Annotated in this window: 23 protein-coding genes; 11 read left to right on the plus strand and 12 right to left on the minus strand. The window is 54.5% G+C overall.

Annotation, left to right across the window (positions count from 1 at the left end):
• The first annotated feature begins 47 nt into the window (after window positions 1–47).
• From B6S09_RS10940 to glpD, 3 genes are read left to right on the plus strand one after another with little or no spacing between them, the layout of a single operon-like run.
• On the plus strand, window positions 48–815 hold the full coding sequence (locus tag B6S09_RS10940) for a penicillin-insensitive murein endopeptidase (protein ID WP_094278522.1): 768 nt from the start codon (window positions 48–50) through the stop codon (window positions 813–815).
• Window positions 812–2,296, plus strand: a complete 1,485-nt coding sequence (glpK, locus tag B6S09_RS10945; protein ID WP_094278523.1) for a glycerol kinase GlpK — start codon at window positions 812–814, stop codon at window positions 2,294–2,296. The genes B6S09_RS10940 and glpK overlap by 4 nt, the downstream gene beginning before the upstream one ends.
• Window positions 2,293–3,786: a glycerol-3-phosphate dehydrogenase gene (gene glpD / locus B6S09_RS10950; protein WP_094278524.1), complete on the plus strand. Its 1,494-nt coding sequence runs from the start codon at window positions 2,293–2,295 to the stop codon at window positions 3,784–3,786. The genes glpK and glpD overlap by 4 nt, the downstream gene beginning before the upstream one ends.
• Before the next feature lie 8 nt (window positions 3,787–3,794).
• On the opposite strand, the gene B6S09_RS10955 is transcribed toward glpD, so the two are convergent.
• From B6S09_RS10955 to B6S09_RS10985, 7 genes are all read right to left on the minus strand, one after another.
• Window positions 3,795–4,355 (minus strand): DUF5610 domain-containing protein, encoded by a 561-nt coding sequence (locus B6S09_RS10955; protein ID WP_094278525.1) that lies wholly within the window; start codon window positions 4,353–4,355, stop codon window positions 3,795–3,797.
• 184 nt (window positions 4,356–4,539) lie between these two features.
• The gene (locus tag B6S09_RS10960; RefSeq protein WP_094278526.1) at window positions 4,540–6,240 is read right to left on the minus strand and encodes a sodium:solute symporter family protein; all 1,701 of its coding nucleotides are present in this window, start codon (window positions 6,238–6,240) and stop codon (window positions 4,540–4,542) included.
• 10 nt (window positions 6,241–6,250) lie between these two features.
• The gene (locus B6S09_RS10965) at window positions 6,251–6,517 is read right to left on the minus strand and encodes a DUF4212 domain-containing protein (protein ID WP_094278527.1); all 267 of its coding nucleotides are present in this window, start codon (window positions 6,515–6,517) and stop codon (window positions 6,251–6,253) included.
• A 222-nt stretch (window positions 6,518–6,739) separates the two neighbouring features.
• Window positions 6,740–7,621 (minus strand): AEC family transporter, encoded by an 882-nt coding sequence (locus B6S09_RS10970; RefSeq protein WP_094278528.1) that lies wholly within the window; start codon window positions 7,619–7,621, stop codon window positions 6,740–6,742.
• A gap of 107 nt (window positions 7,622–7,728) precedes the next feature.
• The gene (locus B6S09_RS10975; RefSeq protein ID WP_094278529.1) at window positions 7,729–8,982 is read right to left on the minus strand and encodes a D-amino acid dehydrogenase; all 1,254 of its coding nucleotides are present in this window, start codon (window positions 8,980–8,982) and stop codon (window positions 7,729–7,731) included.
• Window positions 8,983–9,233: 251 nt separating this feature from the next.
• On the minus strand, window positions 9,234–11,912 hold the full coding sequence (locus B6S09_RS10980; protein ID WP_094278530.1) for a hybrid sensor histidine kinase/response regulator: 2,679 nt from the start codon (window positions 11,910–11,912) through the stop codon (window positions 9,234–9,236).
• A gap of 436 nt (window positions 11,913–12,348) precedes the next feature.
• Window positions 12,349–13,311, minus strand: coding sequence for a LysR substrate-binding domain-containing protein (locus B6S09_RS10985; protein WP_094278531.1), 963 nt, complete (start codon window positions 13,309–13,311; stop codon window positions 12,349–12,351).
• Between the two features lie 111 nt (window positions 13,312–13,422).
• Between B6S09_RS10985 and B6S09_RS10990 the strand changes: the two genes are divergently transcribed.
• Window positions 13,423–14,625, plus strand: coding sequence for a multidrug effflux MFS transporter (locus tag B6S09_RS10990; protein WP_094278532.1), 1,203 nt, complete (start codon window positions 13,423–13,425; stop codon window positions 14,623–14,625).
• A gap of 357 nt (window positions 14,626–14,982) precedes the next feature.
• Here B6S09_RS10990 and B6S09_RS10995 read toward each other — a convergent pair whose 3' ends face one another.
• Window positions 14,983–15,189 carry a DUF1127 domain-containing protein gene (locus tag B6S09_RS10995; RefSeq protein WP_094278533.1) on the minus strand — a complete coding sequence of 69 codons (207 nt, stop codon included), beginning with the start codon at window positions 15,187–15,189 and terminating at the stop codon, window positions 14,983–14,985.
• Between the two features lie 566 nt (window positions 15,190–15,755).
• Between B6S09_RS10995 and B6S09_RS11000 the strand changes: the two genes are divergently transcribed.
• On the plus strand, window positions 15,756–17,231 hold the full coding sequence (locus B6S09_RS11000; RefSeq protein WP_094278534.1) for a sodium-dependent transporter: 1,476 nt from the start codon (window positions 15,756–15,758) through the stop codon (window positions 17,229–17,231).
• Window positions 17,228–17,323 carry a MetS family NSS transporter small subunit gene (locus B6S09_RS11005; RefSeq protein ID WP_094278535.1) on the plus strand — a complete coding sequence of 32 codons (96 nt, stop codon included), beginning with the start codon at window positions 17,228–17,230 and terminating at the stop codon, window positions 17,321–17,323. The genes B6S09_RS11000 and B6S09_RS11005 overlap by 4 nt, the downstream gene beginning before the upstream one ends.
• A 49-nt stretch (window positions 17,324–17,372) precedes the next feature.
• Here B6S09_RS11005 and B6S09_RS11010 read toward each other — a convergent pair whose 3' ends face one another.
• On the minus strand, window positions 17,373–17,882 hold the full coding sequence (locus B6S09_RS11010) for an ATP-dependent zinc protease family protein (protein WP_228213885.1): 510 nt from the start codon (window positions 17,880–17,882) through the stop codon (window positions 17,373–17,375).
• A 127-nt stretch (window positions 17,883–18,009) separates the two neighbouring features.
• Between B6S09_RS11010 and B6S09_RS11015 the strand changes: the two genes are divergently transcribed.
• Together B6S09_RS11015 and lpxM are read left to right on the plus strand one after the other, a co-directional pair.
• Window positions 18,010–18,783 (plus strand): DUF3025 domain-containing protein, encoded by a 774-nt coding sequence (locus tag B6S09_RS11015; protein WP_094278536.1) that lies wholly within the window; start codon window positions 18,010–18,012, stop codon window positions 18,781–18,783.
• 55 nt (window positions 18,784–18,838) lie between these two features.
• Complete coding sequence (lpxM, locus tag B6S09_RS11020; protein WP_094278537.1) at window positions 18,839–19,807, plus strand: lauroyl-Kdo(2)-lipid IV(A) myristoyltransferase; 969 nt, start codon at window positions 18,839–18,841, stop codon at window positions 19,805–19,807.
• A gap of 169 nt (window positions 19,808–19,976) precedes the next feature.
• Here the strand turns inward: lpxM and B6S09_RS11025 are convergent, their stop codons facing one another.
• The 3 genes from B6S09_RS11025 to B6S09_RS11035 form a co-directional block, all read right to left on the minus strand.
• Complete coding sequence (locus tag B6S09_RS11025; protein WP_094278538.1) at window positions 19,977–20,768, minus strand: sulfite exporter TauE/SafE family protein; 792 nt, start codon at window positions 20,766–20,768, stop codon at window positions 19,977–19,979.
• A gap of 91 nt (window positions 20,769–20,859) precedes the next feature.
• Window positions 20,860–21,729: a flagellar protein MotY gene (locus B6S09_RS11030; RefSeq protein WP_094278539.1), complete on the minus strand. Its 870-nt coding sequence runs from the start codon at window positions 21,727–21,729 to the stop codon at window positions 20,860–20,862.
• A gap of 57 nt (window positions 21,730–21,786) precedes the next feature.
• Entirely contained in the window at window positions 21,787–22,812 is a 1,026-nt protein-coding gene (locus B6S09_RS11035; protein ID WP_094278540.1) for an adenosine deaminase, read from the minus strand.
• 133 nt (window positions 22,813–22,945) lie between these two features.
• Here B6S09_RS11035 and mtgA point away from each other — a divergent pair, with 133 nt between their 5' ends.
• The 3 genes from mtgA to B6S09_RS11050 all read left to right on the plus strand — a co-directional run bounded on the left by mtgA (window position 22,946) and on the right by B6S09_RS11050 (window position 26,128).
• Window positions 22,946–23,617 carry a monofunctional biosynthetic peptidoglycan transglycosylase gene (gene mtgA, locus B6S09_RS11040; RefSeq protein WP_094278541.1) on the plus strand — a complete coding sequence of 224 codons (672 nt, stop codon included), beginning with the start codon at window positions 22,946–22,948 and terminating at the stop codon, window positions 23,615–23,617.
• A gap of 83 nt (window positions 23,618–23,700) precedes the next feature.
• Complete coding sequence (locus tag B6S09_RS11045; protein ID WP_094278542.1) at window positions 23,701–24,453, plus strand: HAD-IIA family hydrolase; 753 nt, start codon at window positions 23,701–23,703, stop codon at window positions 24,451–24,453.
• Between the two features lie 100 nt (window positions 24,454–24,553).
• On the plus strand, window positions 24,554–26,128 hold the full coding sequence (locus B6S09_RS11050) for a cation:proton antiporter domain-containing protein (RefSeq protein ID WP_094278543.1): 1,575 nt from the start codon (window positions 24,554–24,556) through the stop codon (window positions 26,126–26,128).
• Window positions 26,129–26,228: the final 100 nt, after the last annotated feature.

Genomic DNA, 26,228 nt, shown 5'->3' on the forward strand with positions numbered 1-26,228 from the left:
CTGGCATAAATAATGGTGCCATATGGGAAAGAAGGTGGGCACACATCATGTTGAAACCAATCTGTTTGCTGGCACTGATCATGTCGGCACTTCCGTTTACCGCACAGGCCGAAGCCATCGGTGGCTACGCTGCGGGTTGCCAGACCGGTGCCATTGCCCTGCCGCTGACCGGCCTGGGTTTTAAGGTTGTACGGAGCGAACGTCAGCGCTATTACGGCCAGCCAGTGTTAATTGACTACCTGCACACCCTGGGCGACAAGGTGCAGCAAGCCGGACTGCCGCCCATGCTGGTGGCCGACCTAGCCCGGGAACATGGCGGCCCTTTTGAGTACGGTCACCGCAGTCACCAGAGCGGACTGGATGCAGACATCTGGCTGCGGCCGGGTAACACCGCCCTGCCAATACCAGAGCAGGACATGGTGAACCACAAACATTACGTGCTTAACCGGCACTTTGGCGACGATCAGCGCCGGCTGATTGCCCTGGCAGCCCAGGATGAGCGGGTAAGCCGGATTTTTGTGCATCCTCTGATCAAACAGGCCATGTGCCATGCCTATGGCGACGCTCCCTGGCTTGGCCGGCTGCGGCCCTGGTTTGGCCACTCAGGCCATTTTCATGTACGGCTGCACTGCCCCGCCGGCCACGACAGCTGCCAGCCGCAGCATAAGGTACCCGCCGGTACCGGGTGCGGTAACGAGCTGGCCAGCTGGATAAATGATAAAAGTGGTGAGCTATATAAAGGCCCGCGCAAACCCTGGCGGCCGGTGCTGCCTGCCGCCTGCGAACCCCTGCTTGCCCGCAAGGAGCCACAATGAACACATCCGAGTATATTCTGGCGCTGGATCAGGGCACCACATCATCCCGTGCCATCCTGTTTGACCGGCAAGCGCGCATCACCGGCATGGCGCAGCGCGAATTTACCCAGCACTACCCGCAGGCCGGCTGGGTAGAGCACGACGCGACCGAAATCTGGGCCACCCAGCGCGCCACCCTGACCGAAGTGCTGGCCAAGACCGGTGTCCGCCCGGCGCAGCTGGCAGCTATTGGCATTACCAATCAACGGGAAACTACTCTGGTGTGGAACAAGCACACGGGGCAGCCCATCCATCACGCCATTGTCTGGCAATGCCGCCGCACTGCCCCTCTGTGTGATCAGCTGAAGACAGACGGCCTTGAAAGCGAAATAAAAAGCCGGACCGGTCTGGTGGCCGATGCCTATTTCTCGGCTACCAAAATCCGCTGGCTGCTGGATAATGTGCCCGGCGCGAGAGCACAGGCCGAAGCCGGCGATCTGCTGTTTGGCACCATAGATACCTGGCTGGTGTGGAAGCTGACCGAAGGCCGTGTTCATGTCACTGACTACACCAACGCCTCACGTACCATGCTGTTTAATATCAACACCCTGGAATGGGATGCCTTTTTGCTGGAAAAGCTGAAAATTCCCGCGGCCATGCTGCCTGAGGTAAAACCGTCATGCGCCATTTATGGCCATGCCAGCCTGGGAGTGGAAGTACCCATCGCCGGCATGGCCGGCGATCAGCAGGCGGCCTTGTTTGGTCAGCTGTGCTTTCACAAGGGCATGGTAAAGAACACCTATGGTACCGGCTGTTTTATGCTGATGAACACCGGCCAGAACAAGGTTCAGTCAGAGCACGGCCTGCTCACCACCTTGGCGGTGGGTGCCGATGGTGGCGTGAGCTATGCACTGGAAGGCTCGGTGTTTATGGGCGGAGCCATTATTCAGTGGCTGCGGGACGAGCTGGAGCTGATTGCCGATGCTGCCGACAGCGAAATCTGCGCCAGCAGGGTGGATGATGCGCACGGGGTGTATCTGGTACCGGCGTTTACCGGCCTGGGGGCGCCGTATTGGGATCCCTACGCCAGAGGCACCATCACCGGCCTGACCCGGGGCGCCAACCGTAACCACATCGTGCGGGCAGCACTGGAAGCCATTGCCTTTCAGAGCCGGGATCTGCTCGACGCCATGCAACAGGATGCGGGACTTCGACTGGCAGCACTCAGAGTCGACGGAGGTGCCGCCGCCAATAACTTTCTGATGCAGTTTCAGGCTGATATCACACACAATCGGGTAATACGCCCCAGTATGCTGGAAACCACGGCGCTGGGAGCAGCGTTTCTGGCAGGACTGGCCACCGGCTTCTGGCAAAGTACCGGAGAGCTGGCACAGTATGTGACCACCGACAGGGAGTTTGTGCCGACAATGAGCAGCACGTCAAGGGAGCAACACTATCACGGCTGGCAGCAGGCGGTCGCACGCACCAGAACGACGCCATGAAGCAGCCGCTGGATATGCTGATCATTGGCGGTGGCATTAACGGCACCGGTATTGCGCTGGATGCCGCCGGCCGCGGGTTGTCTGTGGCATTATGCGAAATGCATGATCTGGCCTCAGCCACCTCATCGGCCAGCAGCAAGCTGATCCACGGTGGTCTTCGCTATCTGGAACAGTTTGAATTCAGGCTGGTGCGGGAAGCGCTGGCAGAGCGGGAAACCCTGCTGCAAGCGGCACCGCATATTATCTGGCCACTCCGCTTTCGTCTGCCGCATCAGCCACACCTGCGTCCGGCCTGGATGATCCGGCTGGGCTTGTGGCTGTATGATCATCTGGCCCGGCGAGACCGGCTGCCGGGATCACACATGCTGCCGCTGAACGGAGCAGGCCCGCTGCAGCCTCACCTTGGTCGGATCTTTGAATATTCCGATGCCTGGGTGGATGACGCCCGCCTGGTGGTTCTCTGCGCCATGGCCGCCCAAGAGCGTGGCGCGCACATCTGGCCCCGCACCCGCTGCACGCAGGCAAGACGCAAAAACGGTCTGTGGCACATTGAGCTGATCCGGGAAAATGGCAGCCTCAGCACGGTCACCGCCCGGGTGCTGGTCAATGCCGCCGGCCCCTGGGTCAGCCATTTGTTTGAGGAGGTACTGCCCTCCCCGCCCCCGGCCCGGCTGCGCCTGGTAAAAGGCAGCCATATTGTGGTGCCACGCCTGCATGACGGCGGTGAAGCCTATATTCTGCAAAATCAGGATGGTCGCATTATCTTCGTGTTGCCTTATGAGCAGGACTATTCACTGATTGGCACCACGGATATTGACTATACCGGCGATCCTGGCTGTGTGGCTCCGTCCTATGAAGAAATCACCTATCTGTGCGACGTGGTCAATACACACTTTACCCGGCAAATTGAACCGAACGAAGTCATACACCGGTTTTCCGGTGTGCGCCCGCTGATGGCGGACAGCAGAGGGCAGGCACAGCAGGCTTCCCGTGATTACAAACTGCTGCTGAGCACCGACAGCCATCAGACAGCCCCGCTGCTGTCGGTGTTTGGCGGCAAGATCACCACGTTCCGGGCATTAGCAGAAGACGCCCTGAATCAGCTCACTGCATTTCTGCCACCGAACGATGGCCCCTGGACCACACATCTGGTGCTGCCCGGAGGCGACTTTGAAGATCACGCCAGTCTTGCCGGCAGCCTGAAGCAGGAATATCCCTGGCTGCCGCACCGCCTTGTTCAGCGTTATGTCCGCAGCTACGGCACCCTGTGCCGGCAGTTTTTAAACCGGCATGCCGGCATTACAGACCTTGGCGAACATTTTGGTGCCGGCCTGTACGCCGCCGAGGTGGATTATCTGATGGATCAGGAATGGGCTCACACCACCGACGATGTACTCTGGCGGCGCACCAAACTGGGATTGCACCTTACCCCGGAACAACAACGGCAGTTAGATGCCTATATGCAACAGGCGTTACAGCACAACGGATAACCCACCGGCTAGACGCGCCCTCCTTCACGGAACGCATTCAGTTTTTCGGTAATGATATCCCGGGTGGCCAGCGCATTTTCCTTGATGGCACCGTTAAATACGCTAAGGCCGTCCAGTATTTTGATGGCCTCGCCAAATCCCTTATCAATAGCCTCGGTAATGGTGGACAAAAACTGCTCCCGCTGCTGCTCTTCCGGCATCGTAGGGTGCTGTTTCTTAAAGGCATCAAAAAAGCCCAGGGCACCGTCAACAATCCGCCCCGCTGTCTTCTCTGCAGACCAGTAATCATCGGGCTTGTCCGCCAGTTTCTCACGGGTAATCGCCTGCTCTTCGCCCAGCTCGGCATTAATGGTGCTCATGATCTCGCCATAAAGGATATTCATGGCCTTATCACTGCCAGGCTTGCCGCCATCAAACATGGCCTGCACGATGCTCTGGTTGCCCCGGGCCTTCAGCTCGGAGCGGGTCATGGCCAGCTCTGATGGCCCGGACTGCTCTGCAGGAAGCTGCTGCTCGCCATTGCGTGTTGACTGAGAAATCTGACTGCCTGACACCGGAGAAATCGCCATTATCCTGCTCCTGTTGTAGAAATAACCAGCTGGTTAAAAAATATCGGCAGGACAGCATAAACCTGAAGACCAATGTTGATATCCGGCCGCAGGAACGACAAAACGGCTCAACGGCAGAAGACTTGCAATATTGTCTAACAAAAAAGGGACGCTTGCGCGTCCCTGATAATTATTATGATGGCAATTAATGGCTGTGAGCCGCGCCCGCACCTTTCGGGAACCGGATACTTTCAACAAGATCCTGCACTTCCTGCGGTGTTTCGGCTGTCATTTTGGCCACCACCAGTGACACTGCCAGGTTCACCAGCATACCCAGAGTACCAATGCCCTCGGGAGAAATACCGAACCACCAGTTTTCCGGGGTGCTGGCAGCCGGATTGATGAACTTGAAGTAGATAATGTAGCTGGCAGTAAAGGCAATACCGCTGATCATACCGGCGATCGCGCCTTCCTTATTCATTTTCTTGTAGAAAATGCCAAGTACAATGGCCGGGAAGAATGACGCCGCCGCCAGACCAAAGGCGAAGGCCACCACCTGTGCCACAAAGCCGGGTGGGTTAATGCCAAGATAGCCGGCACCGACCACCGCCACTGCAGCAGCAATACGCGCCGCCATCAGCTCCTGTTTGTCGGTCATATCCGGCCTGAAGCCTTTTTTCAGGAAATCGTGAGCGATGGAGGTCGAGATAACCAGCAACAGACCCGCAGCCGTAGACAATGCAGCTGCCATGCCACCCGCAGCCAGCAGGGCAACCACCCAGTTGGGCAATTTGCCGATTTCGGGGCTGGCCAGCACGATAATATCCGGGCTGATGGTCATTTCGTTACGTTCGTCACCGGAGTAGAACAAACGGCCATCACCGTTTTTATCTTCCCAACCCACCAGGCCGGTTTTCTCCCAGTTGGCCACCCAGCCGGGGGCCTGTTCGGCAGCAACACCCTGCCCATCAGCTCCGTTAAGCCCTTCAATCATATTCACCCGGGCAAAGGCAGCTACCGCCGGTGCAGTGGTGTAAAGGAAGGAGATAAACAGCAACGCCCAGCCAGCAGAAATACGGGCATCACGCACCTTGGGCACGGTAAAGAAGCGAATGATGACATGAGGCAGACCGGCAGTACCCACCATCAGGGCCGCGGTGATAAAGAAGACATCAACACCCGATTTATTGCCGGAAGTATATTCGGTAAAACCCAGCTCTCTGGACAAGCCGTCCAGCTTATCGAGCAGCTCCATACCGTCTGAGGTCTGTCCTATAAAACCAAGCTGAGGAATGGCCGTGCCGGTCACCAGCAAGGATACAAAAATGGCGGGAACCAGGAAGGCGAAAATCAGCACGCAGTACTGAGCCACCTGAGTATAGGTAATGCCCTTCATGCCACCCAGCACGGCATAGAAGAACACGATGGCCATACCAATTATCACCCCCAGATCGATGTCTACTTCCAGGAAGCGGGAGAACACCACACCCACGCCTCGCATTTGCCCTGCTACATAAGTGAACGAGACAAAAATGGCACAAAACACCGCAACCATACGGGCGGTTTGTGAGTAATAACGATCACCGATAAAGTCCGGCACGGTAAACTTGCCAAACTTACGCAGATAAGGTGCCAGGCATAACGCCAGCAGCACATAACCACCGGTCCAGCCCAGCAGGTAAACGCTGCCATCGTAACCGGCAAAAGAGATGATGCCCGCCATGGAGATAAATGACGCTGCCGACATCCAGTCGGCGGCCGTAGCCATGCCGTTGGCTACCGGATGTACACCGCCGCCAGCCACATAAAATTCACCAGTGGTCCCGGCCCGGGCCCAGATGGCAATGCCGATATAGAGGGCAAAACTGAGCCCCACCAGAATAAATGTCCAGGTTTGGATATCCATGTCCTACCCCTTACTCTTCTTCAACGTTATATTTTTTGTCGAGCACATTCATTCGCCATACATAAACGAAAATGAGCACAACAAATACATAAATGGCCCCTTGCTGAGAGAACCAGAATCCCAGCTTGGCACCGCCAATAGTGAATGCATTGAGTACATCTACCAGCACAATGCCAAACAGATAAGAAACCGTGAACCAGATGGCCAGCAGAATGCCCATCAGTCTGAGGTTTTCTTTCCAGTACGCTTTTGCTTTTTCCTGATTTTCGAACGCCATTCTTCTTCTCCTTGAATAGCCGAATACGGTTCGAAAATAACAATAGCGCCCGCGGGGCTGGTTGAAACTTAGACTTTGGTATTAACCTTAAGTTAAATTAATATTAACAAAAACTTAACTTTGTCAGGTGATGAGTGAGACATCGCTCACAAGGAAGGTGGGTCGATTATCGAGAGCAGCAGGCTGCACTTAACCCGCAGCCAGAGAGGCAGTAATACGCGTTTACAGGTAAGTTAACGTAAGGTAGACCACTACCGGAATAATGGCCACCGACATCACATTGCCCAACAGCACAATGCTGGCCATTTTATCGGGCTGACAACGATACTGTTCGCACAACAGATAGTTAAGTACCGCCGGAGGCAACATCACCGACAACGCCAGCAGTTTGAGCCAGTCGGCGGTAAGGGGCAGCCACCAGGCTACCAGTGCCAGGCTGCCGGCACCGGCCAGCAGATAAAGCAGATTCAGTTTAAAGGCCAGCCCCAGGTTACCTACCTCCCCCACCGATAACCGAACTCCCAGCGCAAACAACATTAACGGTACCGCCATCTGGCCCAGTAAATCCGCACTGGTATATACAAAGGCCGGCAACAGGCTCTGGTGATCGGCCAGCAATATGCCGGCCACGGCGGCCCATACAATCGGATTTTTCAGCCACTGCCAGCGTCCGGCTTCGCGAGAAAGAATAAACAGTCCCAGAGAAAAGTGCAGCAGATTAGAAAGGACAAACAAAATGATAATGGCACCCAGCTGATCCTCGCCGTAAGCCAGCACCATCAGCGGAATACCAATATTGCCGGTATTACGGAACATGCCCGCCAATACCTGGGTACGCCGTTCAATACCACGAAAATGAAACAGCGCCAGCATCAGCCCGGGCAGAAGAATACAGAGCACACCGGCCAGGATCAGCGGCCAGCTGTGCGACAGGGAAAGCGGATGGCTGATCAGCGCCGAAAACACCAGTGCCGGACAGAACACCGCCACATTGGCCAGGTTAACAAACCCCATATCGGGGTTGTGCTGGCGGCGACCAAAAATATAGCCCACCGCCACGACGGCAAATACCGGCAGCACGATATTAAGCAGAGTCAGCAGCATAATAAAAAAGAGCCAAAAGACGGCAGTATTGCGTCTTTTGGCTCTTGGTGTCCAGACAACGGAGCGGCTGGCCCGGATTTATTCAGGCAATAAGTGCAGCCGCCGCATCAACCGTAGCGGCTGAACGCCAGACCGTCGCTGTCAATATCGGTCTGATTACCGGAGATCAGATCCGCAATCAGTGAAGCCGAGCCTGCCCCCATGGTCCAGCCCAAGGTGCCATGACCGGTGTTCAGCCACAGGTTTTTGTAACGAGTGCCACCGATAATGGGAGTACCGTCCGGGGTCATCGGGCGGAAGCCGGTCCAGAATTCGGCACTTTCCATCTTGCCGCCTTCCGGGAACAAGCTGCTTACCGACTCAGAAATGGTATTCAGGCGAGCCTTGGGCAGATCTTTGTTAAAGTCGGCCAGTTCGGCGGTGCCAGCTGCACGAATACGGTTCTCAAAGCGGGTAATGGCCACTTTGTAGGTCTCATCCATCACCGTAGATTGAGGCGCATCTTCGTCATTCTTCACATCAATGGTGAGTGAATAGCCTTTGATCGGGTAGATAGGCAGGCTGATACCCAGCGGGGTCAGCAAGAACGGAGAGTAGCTGCCCATACAGACCAGTACCTGATCGGCCGTTTCCAGGCCATGATCGGTCTGAACGCCACGGATCTCATCACCATCACGTACCAGTGCCTTGATCTCGGTATTGAACTTGAACACCACGCCCTTTTCCTGGCATTTCTTGACCAGAGCCTTGGTAAACAGGTTGCAGTCACCGGTTTGATCGTCAGGAAAGTGCAAGCCACCCACCAGCTTGTCTTTAACCCGGGCCAGAGCCGGCTCGCGGGCAATACTTTCTTCCACATTCAGCATGGTGTGATTTACACCAAATTCCTGCAGCACCTTGATGTCCTTTGCGGCATCTGCCACCTGCTTTTCGGTACGGAATACCTGCAGCAGACCTTTTTTTCGGCCTTCAAAGGGCAGGCCCAGTTCATCCTGCAGGGCGTTGATGCACTGACGGCTGTATTCCGATACACGCACCATGCGTGACTTATTGATGCTGTAGGATTTTTCGTTACAGTTGGCCAGCATGGACAGCATAAACTTCCATTGCGCCGGGTTGGTACCGGGGCGCACCTTCAGCGGGGCGTGAGTCTGGAACATCCACTTCATGGCCTTAACCGGGATACCCGGAGCAGCCCAGGGAGAAGACATACCAAAAGAAAGCTGACCGGCATTGGCGAAACTGGTTTCTTCCGCAGCGTCGGGCTGACGGTCAAGCACCACTACCTCATGACCCTGACGAGCCAGATACCAGGCGCTGGTCACGCCGACAACACCACTACCCAATACCAATACTTTCATAACACTACCCTATCAGAATGCCTGTTTGGCGAGAATATCATCCAAAATAAGATAAAAATCCAGTGTAATTCATCACAAAAAAACACCGTAGAATCACGCCGTATAGAGTGGCGAAACCTGTGCGTGGACAGGGATTCGCGGTTAAACTGCAGAGCGTTTTCACAAAAAAATAAAGCTCTGATTATTTATCAATAATCAGAGCTTTTGACCACTAGCCGTCAAGTTGAGATAAAGATCACATTAATGAAAAGTCAGCGCTTTTCTCCAAAGCGTGACAGTGTGTTGTCCAGCTCCGTCTGCAGCAAGGTCAGCCGGCTATAAGGCAAGGCTTCCCCCTGGCGAGGCCATATAAGCGCCGCTTCCGCCTGACTGGCCAGCGCCGCCTCGCCCACCGCATCAGCACAATACTTCAGTTCACTCAGTAACCTGATAGCCTCTGCCCAGTCTTGCTCAGTCTGCGCGGCCTGTAACAACCACAGTTGATCGGTGCACTCCAACAGCGCTTCCACTCCTTTGCCGTTCGACCGCCGTACCGGTAAGGCGGCTACCGGGCCATTATGCTGCGGCACTTCAGCCGGCACCGCGGCGGTGTGACGGCAATACCTGAGCAGAGCCTGATATAACACCTGACTACTCACGGGTTTGGAGACATAGGTATCCATTCCCGACTCCAGACTGTTGTCCCGATCACTGCGCATGGCGCTGGCCGTCAGTGCGATAATGGGAACATCATGATGGCGCTGCAGCCGGCGGATTTGCCGTGTCGCCTCTAGACCATCGAGAATCGGCATTTGTAAATCCATTAATACCGCGTCAAATGATTGCCTTGATACCTGCTCCACCGCTTGACGGCCATTATCGGCAAGGGTAACGCGCACACCTACCCGGGACAGATACTCCACCATCAGCTGCTGATTAAGACGGTTATCTTCCGCCAGCAATATGTGGCAGCCATTCAGCTGTGAACGGTAATAATGCTGTTCATCATCGGTGCTGACGGCTGGTACCGGCGCCGGTTGCGGATGAAATATGCTGGCCAGGCAAGCAGAGAGGCGCTGCCAGGTCACGGGTTTGGAAATATAATGCTCAATACCAAGCGTGTGCATTTGTGCCGCAGGCCGATCACGGCCAAAGGCGCTGATCACCGCCACCGGCAACGACTCAAGGTGTGGCTGCACGCGAATGTAACGTGCCAGTTCCATGCCATTTTCCGCCCCCAGACAACAATCCACCAGAGCCAGTTGCAACTCTGTTCCCCGCTGCTGCAGCAAGGTTTTGGCTGACTCAATGTTGTGCGCGCAATACACCACAAAGCCGGCACTGGTCAGCATATTTTCAAATACCTGCAAAGCATGGCTGTTATCGTCCACCACCAGTACTTTGCTGCCGGCCTCAAACACTGGTTCCGGCACGGTTTCAGCTTCCCCCGCCGGACGCAATGGCAGATAAACAGAAAAAACCGACCCTTGCCCCGGTTCACTGGTCAGCCAGATGTCGCCTCCCATCAGCTCCACCAGATGCCGGCAAATACTCAGCCCAAGGCCACTGCCGCCATATCTGCGGGTCGTGCTGGCATCAACCTGACTGAATGACTGAAACAACAGCTCCTGCTGCTCGGGCATAATGCCAATCCCGGTATCACGGACTTCAAAACACAGTCTGGGATCATGTTCCTCTGTCACCGAGATGCTCAGCATCACTTCACCGCGCTCGGTAAATTTAAGCGCGTTGCTCACCAGATTGGTCAGCACCTGACCCAGCCGCAAAGGATCGCCCTGCAACCGGTCAGGCACATTAGGCGCCTTGTTAATAATCACTTCCAGCTGTTTCTGCTCCGACATATCAGCAAACAATGCAGCCAGCTGTTCCAGTTGCTCATTCAGATCAAAGTCGATATTTTCCAGCTCCAGTTTGCCTGCTTCTACCTTGGTCAGATCGAGAATATCGTTGATCAGCAGCAGCAGGTTATCGGCGGACAGCTGAATTTTGGACAAATAGTCACTTTGGCGGGGATCGAGACGAGTTTGTTGCAGCAACGAGACAAACCCGATGATTGCATTCATCGGGGTGCGGATTTCGTGGCTCATATTAGCCAGAAAATCGGTTTTGGCCTGCGCCAGCGTCCGGGCGGTCATACTGGCCTGACGCCATTTTCGGCTATTTATATACAGGACTCCCCCTGCAATAACCAACCCTCCTCCCAGCAACAGCATCGCCAGCAGCAGCAGACGATCACGGCTTTGTTCGGTCTGCTCACGCCAGTAGCTGACCCATTGGTAAAACCCGGTAATATCACTGTCTGCAAGATGCTGGCGCAGCAGTACAAGCTGGTGCAGATCGGTGACATAAATGCCGTGTGTATAGAACACATCCTCCATCCCGGGGGCTTGACGGTATTGCTGCTGCTCCAGGCGCACGGCTTCCTGCTCAAGCACCTGTACAAACGGCAGGCTGGTGGTATAGAGGTAAAGCCGGCTGCGTTGCAACAATTGCTGCAGCGCCATATTGCTGTCGCCACTACTTACCCGGGCAAGGGTGGCGGAAAAATGATGCAGACTATGACGGGCATGCAACTCGGCATCCTGCAGTTTTTGCAGGCTTTCAAGATAAACACCTGGCTGTTGCTCACCGGGAAAAGAGGTACTGTCGGACTGGCTAAGGTACTCCTTGAAACGTGACCAGTGTATTGCCAGCCGGCGGATTTGTTCTTCCAGCAACACCGAACTTTCGGCGTCAGGCATCATGATCCTGTGGTGTATACGGTACAGTTCATCAACGACCGGGCTGGCCATACGCACCAGCTGACGACCATTTTCATACTGCTGATAAAATCGGGCACCCTGCCAGAAAATCAGCACCACCACCATCACTAACAACCCCAGCCATGTACGTTTTTTCTGAACATCCGGTTCTAATTTTGCGGCTGCCATCGTCTACAGTTCCTGCCAGCGGTTATGGTTCATCAAATTTTTATCATTAAAAAACCACAACAACATAACGGAAACGGTATGTCCAACCAATCCTCCTGCGTCCGTACCGTACGGATATTTTCCCGCTGTGTATTCCGGCCTGCCAATACGGATTCCCGGCGTGCCACTGCTGCCAGGACTAAACGGGGATAATCACGCCAGACGGTGACCGACAAAGGTTCAATATGCCCTGAAGGCGGTAACCACCATGCCTCTGTTTCGTCCGCAAACCTTACACGGCGCTTCGTTGTAGGGGTTCTCCTTTATCGCAATAACTCGAATCACGTTAAATTCGTTTAATCTCACGCAAACGGTTACCAAATATCTCAGTGGCCATACGGTTTATCTTGGCCGGGGCATGGTTAACCCAAGGCTGAACCGGATGCGGATAAACAACCTAGGGCTGATTAAGCGACTGAGCGACACGTTTACAAATGGTCTCACGAATCCACTTGTGCCCTGGTTCGTTATCGTTGCGTTCGTGCCACAGCAGTACATAGGCCATCGAGTGAAAATCGAAAGGCAACGGCAGCTCCTCCAGCGCATAGAGCTTACGGGCGTGAGCGGCAAAGCTGGAAGGCGAGGTAAAGATAAGATCGCTATGGGCACAGACGCTGGCGGCGCCATAGAAGTCAGGCACGGTAGCGCTCAGGTGACGTCGTTGTCCTGATTTTGCCAGAAAGTAGTCAAGTTCCCACCACTCGTTGCCCTCGCAGCGCACCTGCAAATGGGACATTTCCAGATAGGTGCCGAGATCCCACCGATGATTGCGGATAGCAGGCAGCATGGGATGCTCCTGCCGCACCAGACAAACCTGATGATCGGTAAACAATGTCTGATGGGCTATCCCTTCAGGTAGCCTGTCGATGACCAAATCTGATTGGGGGTTGATGTCCCTTCCCGTGATGCCGAAATCTATCTGACCCTTCTGCAAGGAAGAAAGAGATTTCTCCGTCCACAAGTAAGAGTCCAGTCTGAGATTCGGGGCGTTATTAAGCAGAGGACCGATGAAATAGGGCATCAGCGTCTCGTAGGCACTCTCCAGCATAGCAAAGGAAAACTGGCGCCGACTGCTGGCTGGGTTGAAGCTCGGCGGCTGGGTTAGCTGATAGAGTCCCTGCAACATGTCGGGCAGTTGCTGGCCCAGCAGAGCAGCGTGTGCCGTTGGTCTGAGACCGTGGGCGGTGCGAATAAACAGAGGATCTTCCAGGGTATCGCGCAGCCGCTTGAGGCTCTTGCTCAGGGCCGATTGACTCAGATGAAGACGGCTGGCAGCGCGGGTCACGCTACGCTCCTCCAGCAATACCTGCAACATCACCAGCAGGTTGAGGTCGATACGCGCCAAGTTGCCGATATTCATAAGATATTCCTTACAGGAAATTAACTTTTGAAGTTATACCATTTCTTTTCATAACTTGGCTGCTCTAACATAAGCATCATTACCTTTATCCCCACATAAAATTAGAGAAATATGCGTCGGAACCTGTTGCCCATACTCATGTTGGTGGTGGTCTTGCCTCCCCTGGCCATCGACATTTTTCTGTCCTCGATGCCCGTAATGGCGACCGAGTTTGCCGTGTCGTCCAGTCAGGTACAGTCGACGCTGGTGTTGTTTCTGTTTGCCATGGGTGCCGGTCAGGTGCTCATCGGCCCGTTGGCGGATCGGTTTGGCCGTCGCCCCATCGCGCTGGGTGGCCTGCTGCTCTACATCACCAGCAGCCTGTTGGCTGCGATGGCGATGGAGTTTCACTGGCTGCAGCTGGCACGAGTGCTGCAGGGCTTAGCGGCCTGCTCAACCTCTATCGTGGTCTTTAGTGCTGTCAGAGACTGCTTCACTTCTAAAGAGAGTGCCCGCTACTACAGCTATCTCAACGGGGTGATCTGCGTGGTCCCAGCGCTGGCGCCAACACTGGGTGGCCTGCTGGCCCTGCAATTTGGCTGGCGCTCCACCTTCGTGTTTATGACGCTGTACGCCATCATCACTATAGTCATCGTCGGCTATCGCCTGCCAGAGACACGTCCGGCCAACACAGTGACGGCTGGCGGCCTCTATCGCTGGTCGCGTTATAAGCCTGTGCTGATGGATCCGCACTTTATGTTTTATGCCTTCACCTGCATGGCGGGCATGGCGGCGATACTTGCCTATGTCTCCTACGCGCCCGTGTGGCTTATCGAGACCATAGGGTTATCTGAGCTGACTTTCAGCAGCCTGTTTGGCCTCAATGCCCTGGTCAATATCGGCGCCTGTTTCGCGGCACCTGTGGTGATTCAAAAGCTGGGGAACCGCCCGACCGTGATCATAGCCCTGTGTACCATGCTGGTCTCGGCGTTGTTACAACTTGCGGTGCAGTGGGCAGGCCCGCAGACAGGATTAACGGCCGCCTTCGGCTTTATGTTGCCCATGACACTCTTGTGCATCGGCTTCGCCCTGCTGCTCGGTCCGGCGACCTGCATGGCCCTGGCGGGCTTTGGCGAACGAGCCGGCACAGCGACCGCCATACTCGGCTTCATTCAGATGAGCGGTGCCTCGATTCTGACGGGCCTGGTACAGCAGACCTCGCTGACCGCCCCCTACGCCGTGGTTGTCGTTATGGGCGGACTGGCGAGTCTGCTGCTGGTTGCCATGAGCATGAGTCGCCTGGACGCCTGGCACCAGGAACGCCACGCTCATTGATAGCCGAGCCTAACCCATTAGCAACACCCTTCTCGGCCTGTATGAGTGAGCTCAATGCGGGCTTTTTAGAGCCTGATGTTAGAAGCAGGTATTGACCCCTGCACGATAAGGAGCTCATCGAAGCCATCTGCATCAGCAAATCGATTGGTTCCGACGAAGCAGCGGCGAAGTGGTTTAGGATCTGTATATTGCGTCGACAGGATAAACAACGTGATGCTGCCATCCTGGATGAATTTCTGAGCGCCACCGTTCATGTCGGGCAAGTGCAAATCTGAATGGCCGTTGAGCCAGATATAACCGGCTCAACGGCCCAGGGTGGGATGATATAACCAATTGATGAGGCGCATTCCTTTGCGGTTATTGTTGCCAGAACGGCTTGCTGATCTCCTGATAACGGTCGGCCTCATTAATGCCAATGTCTTTCAGCAAATAGGGTGGGAGTGCTGCCAGATCCCGACGAGTGCGACTGCGGCGCAGCCAGGTACCAACAATGGCCAGCAGGCCAGTATGAGCAGGTTGCTGAACAACCGGACGAGAAGAAGTAGAAGTATAAGTGGTATTCATAACGCGCCTCCTGAATGAATGCGCGCGCAGCATAGGCCGGCCACCATCCCGGCTCAACTGACTTTTCTTAGGTTTTTAGATTAAAAAAAGTAATGGCAAATTTCTTACAAACCAGCAGAAAACACCTTGTTAACGGCTGCTTTTCAACCGGATAACCTTCATGAGACCGGTTGCCGCATAAGAAAATCTGACACTCATATAACCAGACAGTAATGATGAATTTTTATTCAAAAAGCATCTGAATTATGCTGTAAAAACAGGATGCAATACTCATATGCACTGCATAGTTGGTTATTGTTACATCATGATCTAGCCCTGTGCGGTGATCGACAGTTTTTATCAAAATGCAAAAAACACGATTTGGCTGAGCTGCCGCCATTATCAAGATGATTACACTAAAATAACAAAACATTCATTTCAATGATTCCATAAAAACTCACCATGACATGAAAATCTAAGGCATAAATCCTTTCATACAGCAGATCGGTGCGTTGATTTTACTTACTCCCACACCTACCCTGCGCCGGTGAAACTACCCTTTAATCATGTTTTCCCGAGGATTCGTTATGAAACGAGAGCAATGGGGCTCCCGCACCGGATTTATCCTTGCGGCCGTCGGCTCTGCCGTGGGCCTGGGTAATATCTGGCGTTTTCCCTACATGGCCTATGAGAATGGCGGTGGTGCCTTCTTTATTCCGTACTTGTTTGCCATGCTGACGGCTGGCATTCCTTTTATGATCCTGGAATTTACCTTGGGTCAGAAATACCGCTCCGGTGCCCCCGGCACTCTGCGCCGGCTCAACCACCGCTTTGAATGGCTGGGCTGGTTTCAGGTCATGATCTGTGCCGTCATCGCCTTTTACTATGTAGTGGTGATTGCCTGGGCTATTTCTTATACCTGGTTTGCCGTGGACCAGAGCTGGGGAGATGACAGTAATGCCTTTTTCTTCGGCGAGTTCCTGGGCCTGGGTGATAACTCACCGTCCAGTCTGGGCAGCATTCAGACTCACCTGCTGCTGCCATTGGTACTGGCCTGGGCTGCCAGCTTTATTGCAACCTACCGGGGAGTTCAGGGTGGCATTGAAAAAATCAACAAGGTGTTGATGCCCCTGCTGTTTATTTTGGTGCTGGTACTGATTGGCCGGGTTGCCTCTTTGCCCGGCGCGCTGAACGGCATTAACTGGCTGCTGGAGCCCGACTTCAGCAAGATCTGGGATCTTAAAGTATGGTCGGCAGCTTATGGTCAGATCTTTTTCACTCTGAGCGTGGGCTTCGCCATTATGTTGTCTTACGCCAGCTTTCTGCCGGAAAAATCTGACATCAACAATAACGCCTTTATGACCGTACTGATGAACTGCGGCTTCTCCATGCTGGCAGGCATCATGGTCTTCGGTGCACTGGGTTATATGGCCCATGCTCAGCAGAAAGAGCTGACTGACGTGGTCAGTTCAGGGGTTGGTCTGGCCTTTGTGACCCTGCCTACCGCCATTAACCTGCTGCCTGCTCCAGGCGTCACCGGACCGCTGTTCTTCCTGGCACTGGTGTTTGCCGGTATCAGCTCGCACATTTCCATTGCACAGGCAGTGACCACCGGTCTGATGGACAAAACCGGCTGGAGCCGCCAGAAAACTGCCATTATATTCTGTGGTACCGGTTTTGTTGTCAGTCTGCTGTTCATTACCCAGGGCGGCCTGCTGCTGCTGGATCTGGTAGATCATTACATCAACAACATGGCTCTGCTGGGCTCTTGCCTGCTTGAGCTGTTCCTGGTGGGCTGGCTGTGCAAACTGTCGGACTATCAGAAGCGTGCCAATGAACTGTCGGAGTTTTCCGTCGGCATCTGGTGGCAACTGTGTATCAAGTTCGTGTCTATCGCCATGCTGATCGTGATCCTGTTCAACAACATTGTAGGTGCCTTTAAAGAGAACTACGGTGGTTACAGCAATAACGAGATCCTGTTTATCGGCTGGGGCATGATTGCCGTTATGCTGGTGGTGGCCATTATTATCAACGCCAGTAACAAGCAGGAGGTAAACGCATGACCCTGGGTGCAGTGATCATGATGATTATCGGCCTTGGTATTACCTGGGGCGGTGCCGCCCTCTGTATACGCCTGGCCATGAAGTCAAAATAACCCCTCACAAAAGAGGACAGTGCCTGTATGGCACTGTCCTCTTTTTTATTCAAGGCTCATATTTGGGCTGAATAAACAGCCGTGACGGGTCAATCAGTACATCCTTGCTCATAAATTCTCTGCCCAGCAGCACCGGATAAAGCATGCGGGTACGGTCTTTCAATGTAAACTCCACCTCTTTTTCCAGCTCTCCCAGCCGAACCGGTAGCACAATCACGGCCCGCCTGTCCGCCTTTTTACTGTTGGCCTGGCGAATTCTGACATAGCGCGCCAGCGGCGCTTCCATATCCGATGAAATCTGCTCATGCAGAAACCTGAAGCGGATCCAGGCTTCCCCGTTACGTTCAAACTCTTCAATATCAGTGGCCGACATGGAAGACGTTTTGGCTCCCGAGTCAATACGGGCCTTGATATTGTCTTCCAGCGCCGGTAGCCACAACCACTCTACCCGGCCCAATAACCATTTATTGTCTATTTTCACACTGTCACCATTTGCTGCCATGGCCATGCCAGGGAGCAATAAACACAACAACCAGATAACGTTTAACATCCGCTTCATCGGCACACCTCATCCGTCAGTGATTGACCCCCTATTCTAGCCACAGCAAAACGCCCGTCACACAAAATATGCTGAACATTGACGCCCACGGCGCTATCCTTGGCGGTTTTCAGTGAATGGACGACCAATGAGCTGGGATCCTGATTTTACCACGCGCAACGCCATTCTTGGCCAGCTGGCCGGTCTGATGCACTTTGAACAGACCGGCTGGCCCCGGCTGGCCTGTCTGAACAAGCAGCTGGCCACCGACCTTCCGGTGCGCTTTATTGATGACGATAGCTTTACTGCCCTCAACTGTTATTACGAAGAAGCCGTCGCTGACGGCCAGGTGCCCACCCGTCCGGCCAACTGGCACGACTTCTTCGGTGCCGTGATCTGGCACCTGTTTCCTCGTACCAAGGTTCTGCTGAATCAGTGGCATATGGAGCACATTCAGGAGTTCGGTGCCCGCCAGCGTACCCCCCGCCGGGATCGTATTACGCATTTCGATGAATGTGGCCTGGTACTGGCAGTACCGAAAGGGGATGAGATGGAAACATTGCTCGTCAACCACCAGTGGCACAGTCTGTTCCTTGAATACCGTCATCACTGGGGCCGGCACTGGCAACCTTTTATATTCGGCCATGCGCTCTATGAACAGGCGCTGCATCCGTTTATCGGGCTGACTGCCAAAGCCGTGGTAGTCACCATGCCCGCTGACTTCTTTGCCCAGCCCAGAGCGGCACAATATGCCTTGCTTGACCAACAGTTATGCACTCAACTGGCACAGCAAACCTTGTTTGATCATCCCCGCCCTCTCCGGCCCCTCCCCCTGCTGGGCATTCCCGGCTGGTGGCCGGCCAACGAAAGCCCGGCGTTTTACGATAATACCGATTATTTCCGGCCCCGCAGGCAGGGGTGATTTGAAGCCATTTTTTGCATACACTTGGCGATCTTCTGGTTAAGAGGTTGAAGTTATGTCCGGGCAGGATCCCGTTTACGATGCTCAGTTTAAATTCCGTTATCTGCACCCGCGGCACTGGCCGACCTGGCTGTCGATAGCGCTGTTATGGCTGCTGGCCTGGTTGCCGGTGCGCGCCCGAGATGCCTTTGCTGCCGCCTTTGCGCCTGTGTTGGTGAAGTTTGCCCAAAAACAATGCTACATTGCCCGCACCAACATACAGCTGTGTTTTCCGAATCTCGCCGATGATGAAGTGGAAGCCATGCTGCTGCATTCCATTCGTGCCGGACTGATGACCTTTTTTGCCTACGGCGAGTGGACCGCCCGCAGCCCTGAATTTTTGCAGGCCCGCTTCAGGGTGCATGGCCAGGAACATATCGATGCCTGCCTGGCAGAGCAAAAACAGATTATTTTCATGATCCCTCATACCTGGGCCATTGATGCCGGAGGCCTGTATCTGACCTCTCTCGGCATGCCCATGTGTACCATGATGCACAGCGCAAAAAATGAGGTATTCGACTGGTTTATCAACCGCCAGCGGGCCCGTTTTAACGGCATCGTGTATGAACGGGATGCCGGCATTAAAGCCGTGATTAAAACTATCCGTGACGGTAAGCATTTCTTTTATCTGCCCGATCAGGATCACGGGCGCGACGCCAGTATTTTTGTGCCTTTTTTTGCAGAAATGAAGGCCACCCTGCCGGCCCTGCCCAAACTGGTAAAACTGACCAAAGCCAGCGTGATCCCGGTGCTGAGTGTGTATAACACAAAAGCGCACCGTTACGAATTAATCGTTCGCCCGCCCATGTCCCCCTACCCCACGGCGGATATTACCGCGGATACCCGGGCCATGAATGCCGAAATTGAAGCCCTGCTGGGTGACTGGCCCGAACAATATATGTGGTTTCTGAAGTATTTTCAGACCCAGCCGGACAGTCCGGAAGGCCGCTATGAAGCAGGCATTCGAAAAATACGGGGTCGCTGATGGAATGGCTGAAGTATGTCGCCTTACTGGCTCTGGGGCTGCTTATTCTGTGGGGCGTATCCCGGGTGGATGACTGGCTGGAAAAGCGGGAAAAACAGGCAAAGAAATAAACTCCGTGCCCGGGACCGGCACCAGGGAAACCATCCCCTGCCAGCCCCGGACTCCCGCCTTAAGACGGGAAAAACAAAAACTTGGCTCCCACCAGCAGCAAAAACACGGCAAACGCGCGTTTCAGCACCGGAGCAGGCAGCTTGTGCGCCAGAATGGCACCCACCCGGGCAAAGGGCATGCTGGCCACACTAATGCCGATAAGCGCGGGTAAATACACATATCCCCAGGCCTCATCAGGCAGGCTGCTGTGTTCCAGGCCGTGCACCACATAGCTGAGTGCGCCCACCAGCGCGATGGGAAAACCACAGGCCGATGACACTGCCACCGCCCGCTGCATCGGCACCGCACACCAGCTTAAAAAGGGGACCGTCAGCGAGCCGCCACCGATACCAAAAATGCCCGAAGCCCAGCCGATCACTCCCCCCAAAGCCACCTGTACCGGCTTGCCGGGCAGCCTGCCACTGCCTTTGGGCATCAGGTTAAACAGCATTTGTGCCGCCATCAGCCAGGCAAACAGGCCGATCACCCGCTGCAGTTGCAGACCGGACATTTTGTCAGCGGTATACCCGCCCAGCCAGGCTCCCACGACAATGCCAACCGACAACATGGCCGCCAGTGGCCAGTCGATGGCCCGGCGACCATGATGAGTGTGAATGGCACTGAGCGAGGTAAACATAATGGTGGCCAGCGATGTACCCACCGCCATGTGTGCCACCAGCTCGCCGCCAATGCCCTGCAGATGAAAGCTGAAAATAAGCACCGGTACGATAATGAGGCCGCCGCCTACACCAAACAGGCCCGCCAGGGTGCCGGCAAAAGCACCCAATACCATATACATCAACCAGGTCATGTTCATTCCGTGAAAAGAAAAAGGGCCACTAAACTACCCAAGGCTGGCGCAAAGGAAAAGGGGAAGAATGATTTATATCTATTCCAGGAGGTTATATCGGGGTACGGCCCAGGCTGATCACCACGCGCCGGTTGGTGCTACGACCTTCGGCTGTACTGTTGTCGGCCACCGGCCGGCGTTCACCATGGCCTTCCACCATAATGCTGGTTTCTGGCAGGCCCAGTTCCATAAACTGATCCTTGATGGCTTTTGCGCGCAACAATGACAACTGCTTATTATGAAATGCCGTGCCAAAACTGTCGGTATAGGTGTTAATCACCACCTCACCGATATTGGGATCAGCCTTGATATAATCGGCAATCATGGCCAGACGACGACGAGAATGAGGGGTGAGCTCATCGGCGTTATTCACGTAGTTAAGCACACTGAAGGCAATATCTTCATACCCATAGGGCAGCAGGCTTTGCTGACAATCCAGAAAGGCGGCATACCGGGCCCTGAAATTAACCGATGACAACCCCACCCCCGTGGTTCGGTCTCCGGCATACCAGTCTTCAAAATAAAAGGTAGGCCAGCGCCCGCGGCTGAGTTCATCCAGCATCACCCAGGCATTCTGCTGCTCTACCATGACATTGAACTGCTGATAAAAGGTGACCTTGCTGATAGGCCTGGCTGGCTGGCCCGGTTGCCAGTATGGAGACTCACTGCGCAACGCGGCCTGACGGGTACGGGGAACGGCCCGCAACGGGCTCAGCTCGAACACCAGATTGACATTTTTACCGGCACGGCTGACAAAGGCTCCGGTACCAAAACCCGGAATATTGTGCTCAAGACGGCATTCCACTGCCGAGTCAGCAGCCAGACGCCAACGTGAATGCTCGAGATCGGCCACATAACTGCGCGGCTGCGCCCAGCTTGCGCTGCTTAGCATCAGTGCTGTTACTACCGTCAGTTTGCGCACGCTGTTTCGCCTCTTCAATGCCACCTGATTGAGCTATCGGCCACAAGGTGCTCATCTTTAGCCGGTTGTGGCATAAACACCAAATTTTTCACCATGCTCACGCACGTCTCTCAACAGCAGCGCTTTTTCTTCCGGCGACAGCCAGCTGGCTTCCACCCCATTCGCCGCCAGCTGCAATAACTCACTGTCGGTCATGGCAAGTCCCTGCTGCAAGGCCATGTAGTTGGCATTCATATAACCGCCGAAATAAGCCGGATCGTCGGAATTCACGGTCACACACAGGCCGGCCTGTAACAATGTCCGCATAGGATGATCGGACATCGAGTTTACCACCCTGAGTTTCAGGTTGGAAAGCGGGCACACCGTCAGCGGCATACGGCTTTCGGCCAGCTCCGCCATCAGTGCCGGATCCTGAATGGCCGCCACGCCGTGGTCGATACGCTCCACCCGCAACAACGCAATGGCATCACGAATATACTGAGGCGGTCCCTCTTCACCGGCATGAGCCACCAGCCGGTAGCCCTGTTCCCGGGCAAGGGCATAGGCCCGCCGGAACTTGTCGGGCGGATTACCGGTTTCAGACGAATCCAGACCGACGCCGGTCAGCCAGGCATGGAAGGGCTCCGCCTGGCGCAGAGTCTCTATCGCTGACTCTTCCGGCAAATGACGTAAAAACGACAGGATCAGGCGACTGCTTATACCCCAGTCGTAGCGGGCCTGCTCCAGTGCCCGGTGAATGCCGGTAACCACCGCCGAAAAGGGCACGCCCCGCTCGGTGTGAGCCTGAGGATCGAAAAAGATTTCGGTATGACGCACATTCTCGTTATGGGCCCGCCGCAGATAAGCGTGCGTCATATCAAAAAAATCCTGCTCGGTTTGCAACACGCTCATGCCCGCATAATAAATATTCAGGAACGATTGCAGGTCATCAAACTCATAGGCAGCCCGCAGGGCATCTTCATTGGCATAATCGAGGGTGATACCATTGCGCCGGGCCAGAGCAAAGACCAGCTCCGGCTCCAGAGATCCTTCTATATGAAGGTGCAACTCCACCTTGGGCAGTTGCTCAATAAATGCAGACATGGCGGTTCTCCTTGTTTTGCCGGCTTGTTAATAAAGATAACAAAGAATGGTCTGCTATTGTGGCCTCAGCTGAACCACCATCAATAAACCGAGCCCGGCTCATGGCCAGGCACACCGAAAAAGAGAGCAACCCATGTTTCTGTTAAAACGCCTGCTTGGCTGGCTGGCCGTATTACTGCTGCTGGCTCCCCTGCTCCTGACCCTGCTGTACCGGTTTGTACCGGTGCCGGTCACCCCATTAATGGTGATAAGGCTGTTTGAAGGCGAAAGCCTGCACAAAGACTGGCAACCAGCATCGCGTATTTCCAATCAGTTAAAAATGGCGGTCATTGCTTCCGAAGACAACAAGTTCTGTCGACACCGCGGGTTTGACTGGGAAGCCTTTGGCCATGTACTGAACGAAGCCGCCGAAGGCGGCCGGTTGCGGGGCGGCAGCACCATCACCATGCAAACCGCAAAAAACCTTTATTTATGGCCGGGTCGCAGCTATACCCGCAAGGCACTGGAGGCGATATATACGCCCATGCTGGAGCTGCTCCTGCCTAAAGACCGTATTCTGACTCTGTACCTTAACATTGCTGAATTTGGCCCCGGTATTTATGGCGCAGAAGCCGCCGCACAAGCCTGGTTCAATACCTCTGCCGCTGACCTTAATCGCCACCAGGCTTCGCTGCTGGCGGCCGTATTACCCAACCCGCGACGTTTTTCCGCTGGCGCTCCCTCCAGCTATATCAGCCAGCGGGCCACTGCCATTTCACGGCGCATCAATGGCCTGGGAGGCTGGCTGAACTGCATAAATCCGTAATAAACGCTGCCATCGTCATGAAACTGTCATACTCTGGCAACACAGTGGAACAGGCACCGGCCTTACCGGTTTAAGGAGACGCAATGCAAAAAAACAATCTTATCTGCGATATTGACGGCGTAATTCTGCACAATAACGACTTAATTCCCGGTGCCGACAGTTTTGTACGTCGCGTGCTGGAGCGGGATATGAACCTGCTGTTCTTAACCAACTACCCGGCACAGACTCCTAAAGATTTACAAAACCGTTTTTATTCTGCCGGCATAGAAGTGCCGGAAGAGTGCTTTTATACCTCGGCCATGGCGACTGCCGATTTTCTGAAACGCCAGAGCGGAGAAAAAGCCTATGTTATCGGCGAAGGTGCCCTGATCCACGAACTGTATAAAGCCGGCTTTACCATTACCGATATTGATCCCGACTTTGTTGTGGTCGGTGAAACCCGCAACTACAACTGGAGCATGATCCAGATGGCGGCCCGCTTTGTGGCCGATGGTGCCCGCTTTATTGCCACCAACCCCGACACCCATGGCCCGCAAATGCACCCGGCCTGTGGTGCCCTGTGTGCCCCGATTGAGCGGATGACCGGCAAAAAACCCTTTTATGTGGGCAAACCCAGTGCCTGGATAGTACGGGCGGCGCTAAACCACATGGATGCCCACTCCGAAAATACCCTGATTGTAGGTGACAATTTACGCACCGATATTCTGGCCGGATTTCAGGCGGGTCTTGAAACGATACTGGTACTTACTGGTGTCAGCCAGGTGGCAGATATCGACAAAATGCCATTCCGGCCCCAGCATATTTACAGCACGGTCAACGAGATCGATCTGTTCTGATAAGTACGTTGTTAACTAACGAGGATTGTTGACAAGCCATGCTCCGAACACGGACTATAACCTTACTTCAGGAGCTAATTAGAACCAAAAAAGATATTACATGGATCCCATTTTAATTGCTGTCGCCTTTGGTTGCGGCCTCGTTGTTTATCTCATCGGCCTGCCGCCGCTCATTGGTTTTCTGGGCGCCGGCTTTATACTCAATGCCATGGGGTTTGAATCTAATGCTACCCTCAGTACCCTCGCCAACCTGGGCGTCACCCTGCTGCTGTTCAGCATCGGTCTGAAGCTCGACATAAAAACCCTGCTGCGCAAAGAAGTCTGGGGCACTGCCTGCGGCCATATCGTGTCATCCACCGCCCTGTTTACCCTGGTGTTGCTCGGCATTAAAACCCTGGGCTTTGCCCTGGCACAAGAACTGCAATGGCAGCAAGCCATGTTAATGGCCTTCGCACTCAGCTTTTCCAGTACCGTCTTTGCGGTGAAGGTACTGGAAGAGCGCAGCGACATGAATACCTTCTACGGCGTGGTGGCTATTGGTGTGCTGGTCATGCAGGACCTGTTTGCCGTGGCCTTTTTCAGCATTTCTGCCGGCAAGATACCCAGCCCCTGGGCCCTGGCACTGCTGGTCGTCCTGCCACTGCTGCGCCCGGTCTTCTTCCGCATTCTGGAGCGGGCCGGTCACGGCGAGCTGCAAACACTGTTTGCGATATTTCTGGCGCTGGTAGTGGGCTATGGCGGTTTTCAGCTGGTAGGCCTTAAAGGCGATCTCGGTGCGCTAATTATCGGGATGATGCTGGCTTCCCACTACAGCGCGCCCGATCTGGCCAAATCGTTCTTCAATATGAAAGAGCTGTTCCTGGTGGCCTTTTTCCTGAACATTGGTCTCAATGGCATGCCCACCATGGATGCACTCTGGATCGCATTGATTTTACTGCTGATCCTGCCACTGAAAAGCCTGCTGTATTACCAGCTGTACAAGCGCTGCTTTCTGCGCCCGCGTACCGCCTTGCTGGCCACCATGAGCCTGAGTAACTATTCAGAGTTTGGTCTGATCGTGGCCGCCCTGGCCGCTCAGCAAGGACTGCTCAGCAACGACTGGGTGATTGTGGCCTCTATTGCCCTGGCCATCTCGTTTGTGGCATCGGCTCCGCTCAACGCCAACAACGAGAATATTTATCGCCGGTTAATGCACAAACTCTCACCACGGGATCCTGCACGACTCCACCCCGATGACATGCCCATTAACCTGGGGGATGCCAACATTCTGATTGTGGGCATGGGCCGCATTGGTCAGGGTGCCTATATGGAGCTGGAAAGCGTGAACCCGCAGTGCAAACTGGTAGGCATCGACGCCGACGAGAAAAAGATTTCTCTGCTGAAAGAGCTCAATATCAATGTGATCAAGGGAGATGCATCGGACTCCGACTTCTGGGACAAGGCCAATATAGGAACCGATCTGGAATATATCTTTCTGGCCATGCCCAACCATGCCGGTAACCTCTACGCACTTGAGCAGATCCGCCACGCCAATTTCTCGGGCAGGGTCGCCGCCATTATTCGCTACCCTGAAGAAGGTGCCCAGTTGCGTGAACTCGGTGCGGACGATGTGTTCAATATCTATGAAGAAGCCGGTAGCGGTTTTGCCCGTCATGTAATTGAACATACGGGGTAAGCAGAGCAACCACTCTCAGCCCTCCTGCCCGTGCAACCGGGCCTGCTATCCTCTTGCAGGCCCGGTTGCACGGGCAATTCACATCTTACCCTGCCTCAGC

Source organism: Oceanimonas baumannii, assembly GCF_002245495.1.
In the GTDB taxonomy this organism is placed as follows: Bacteria; Pseudomonadota; Gammaproteobacteria; order Enterobacterales; family Aeromonadaceae; genus Oceanimonas; species Oceanimonas baumannii.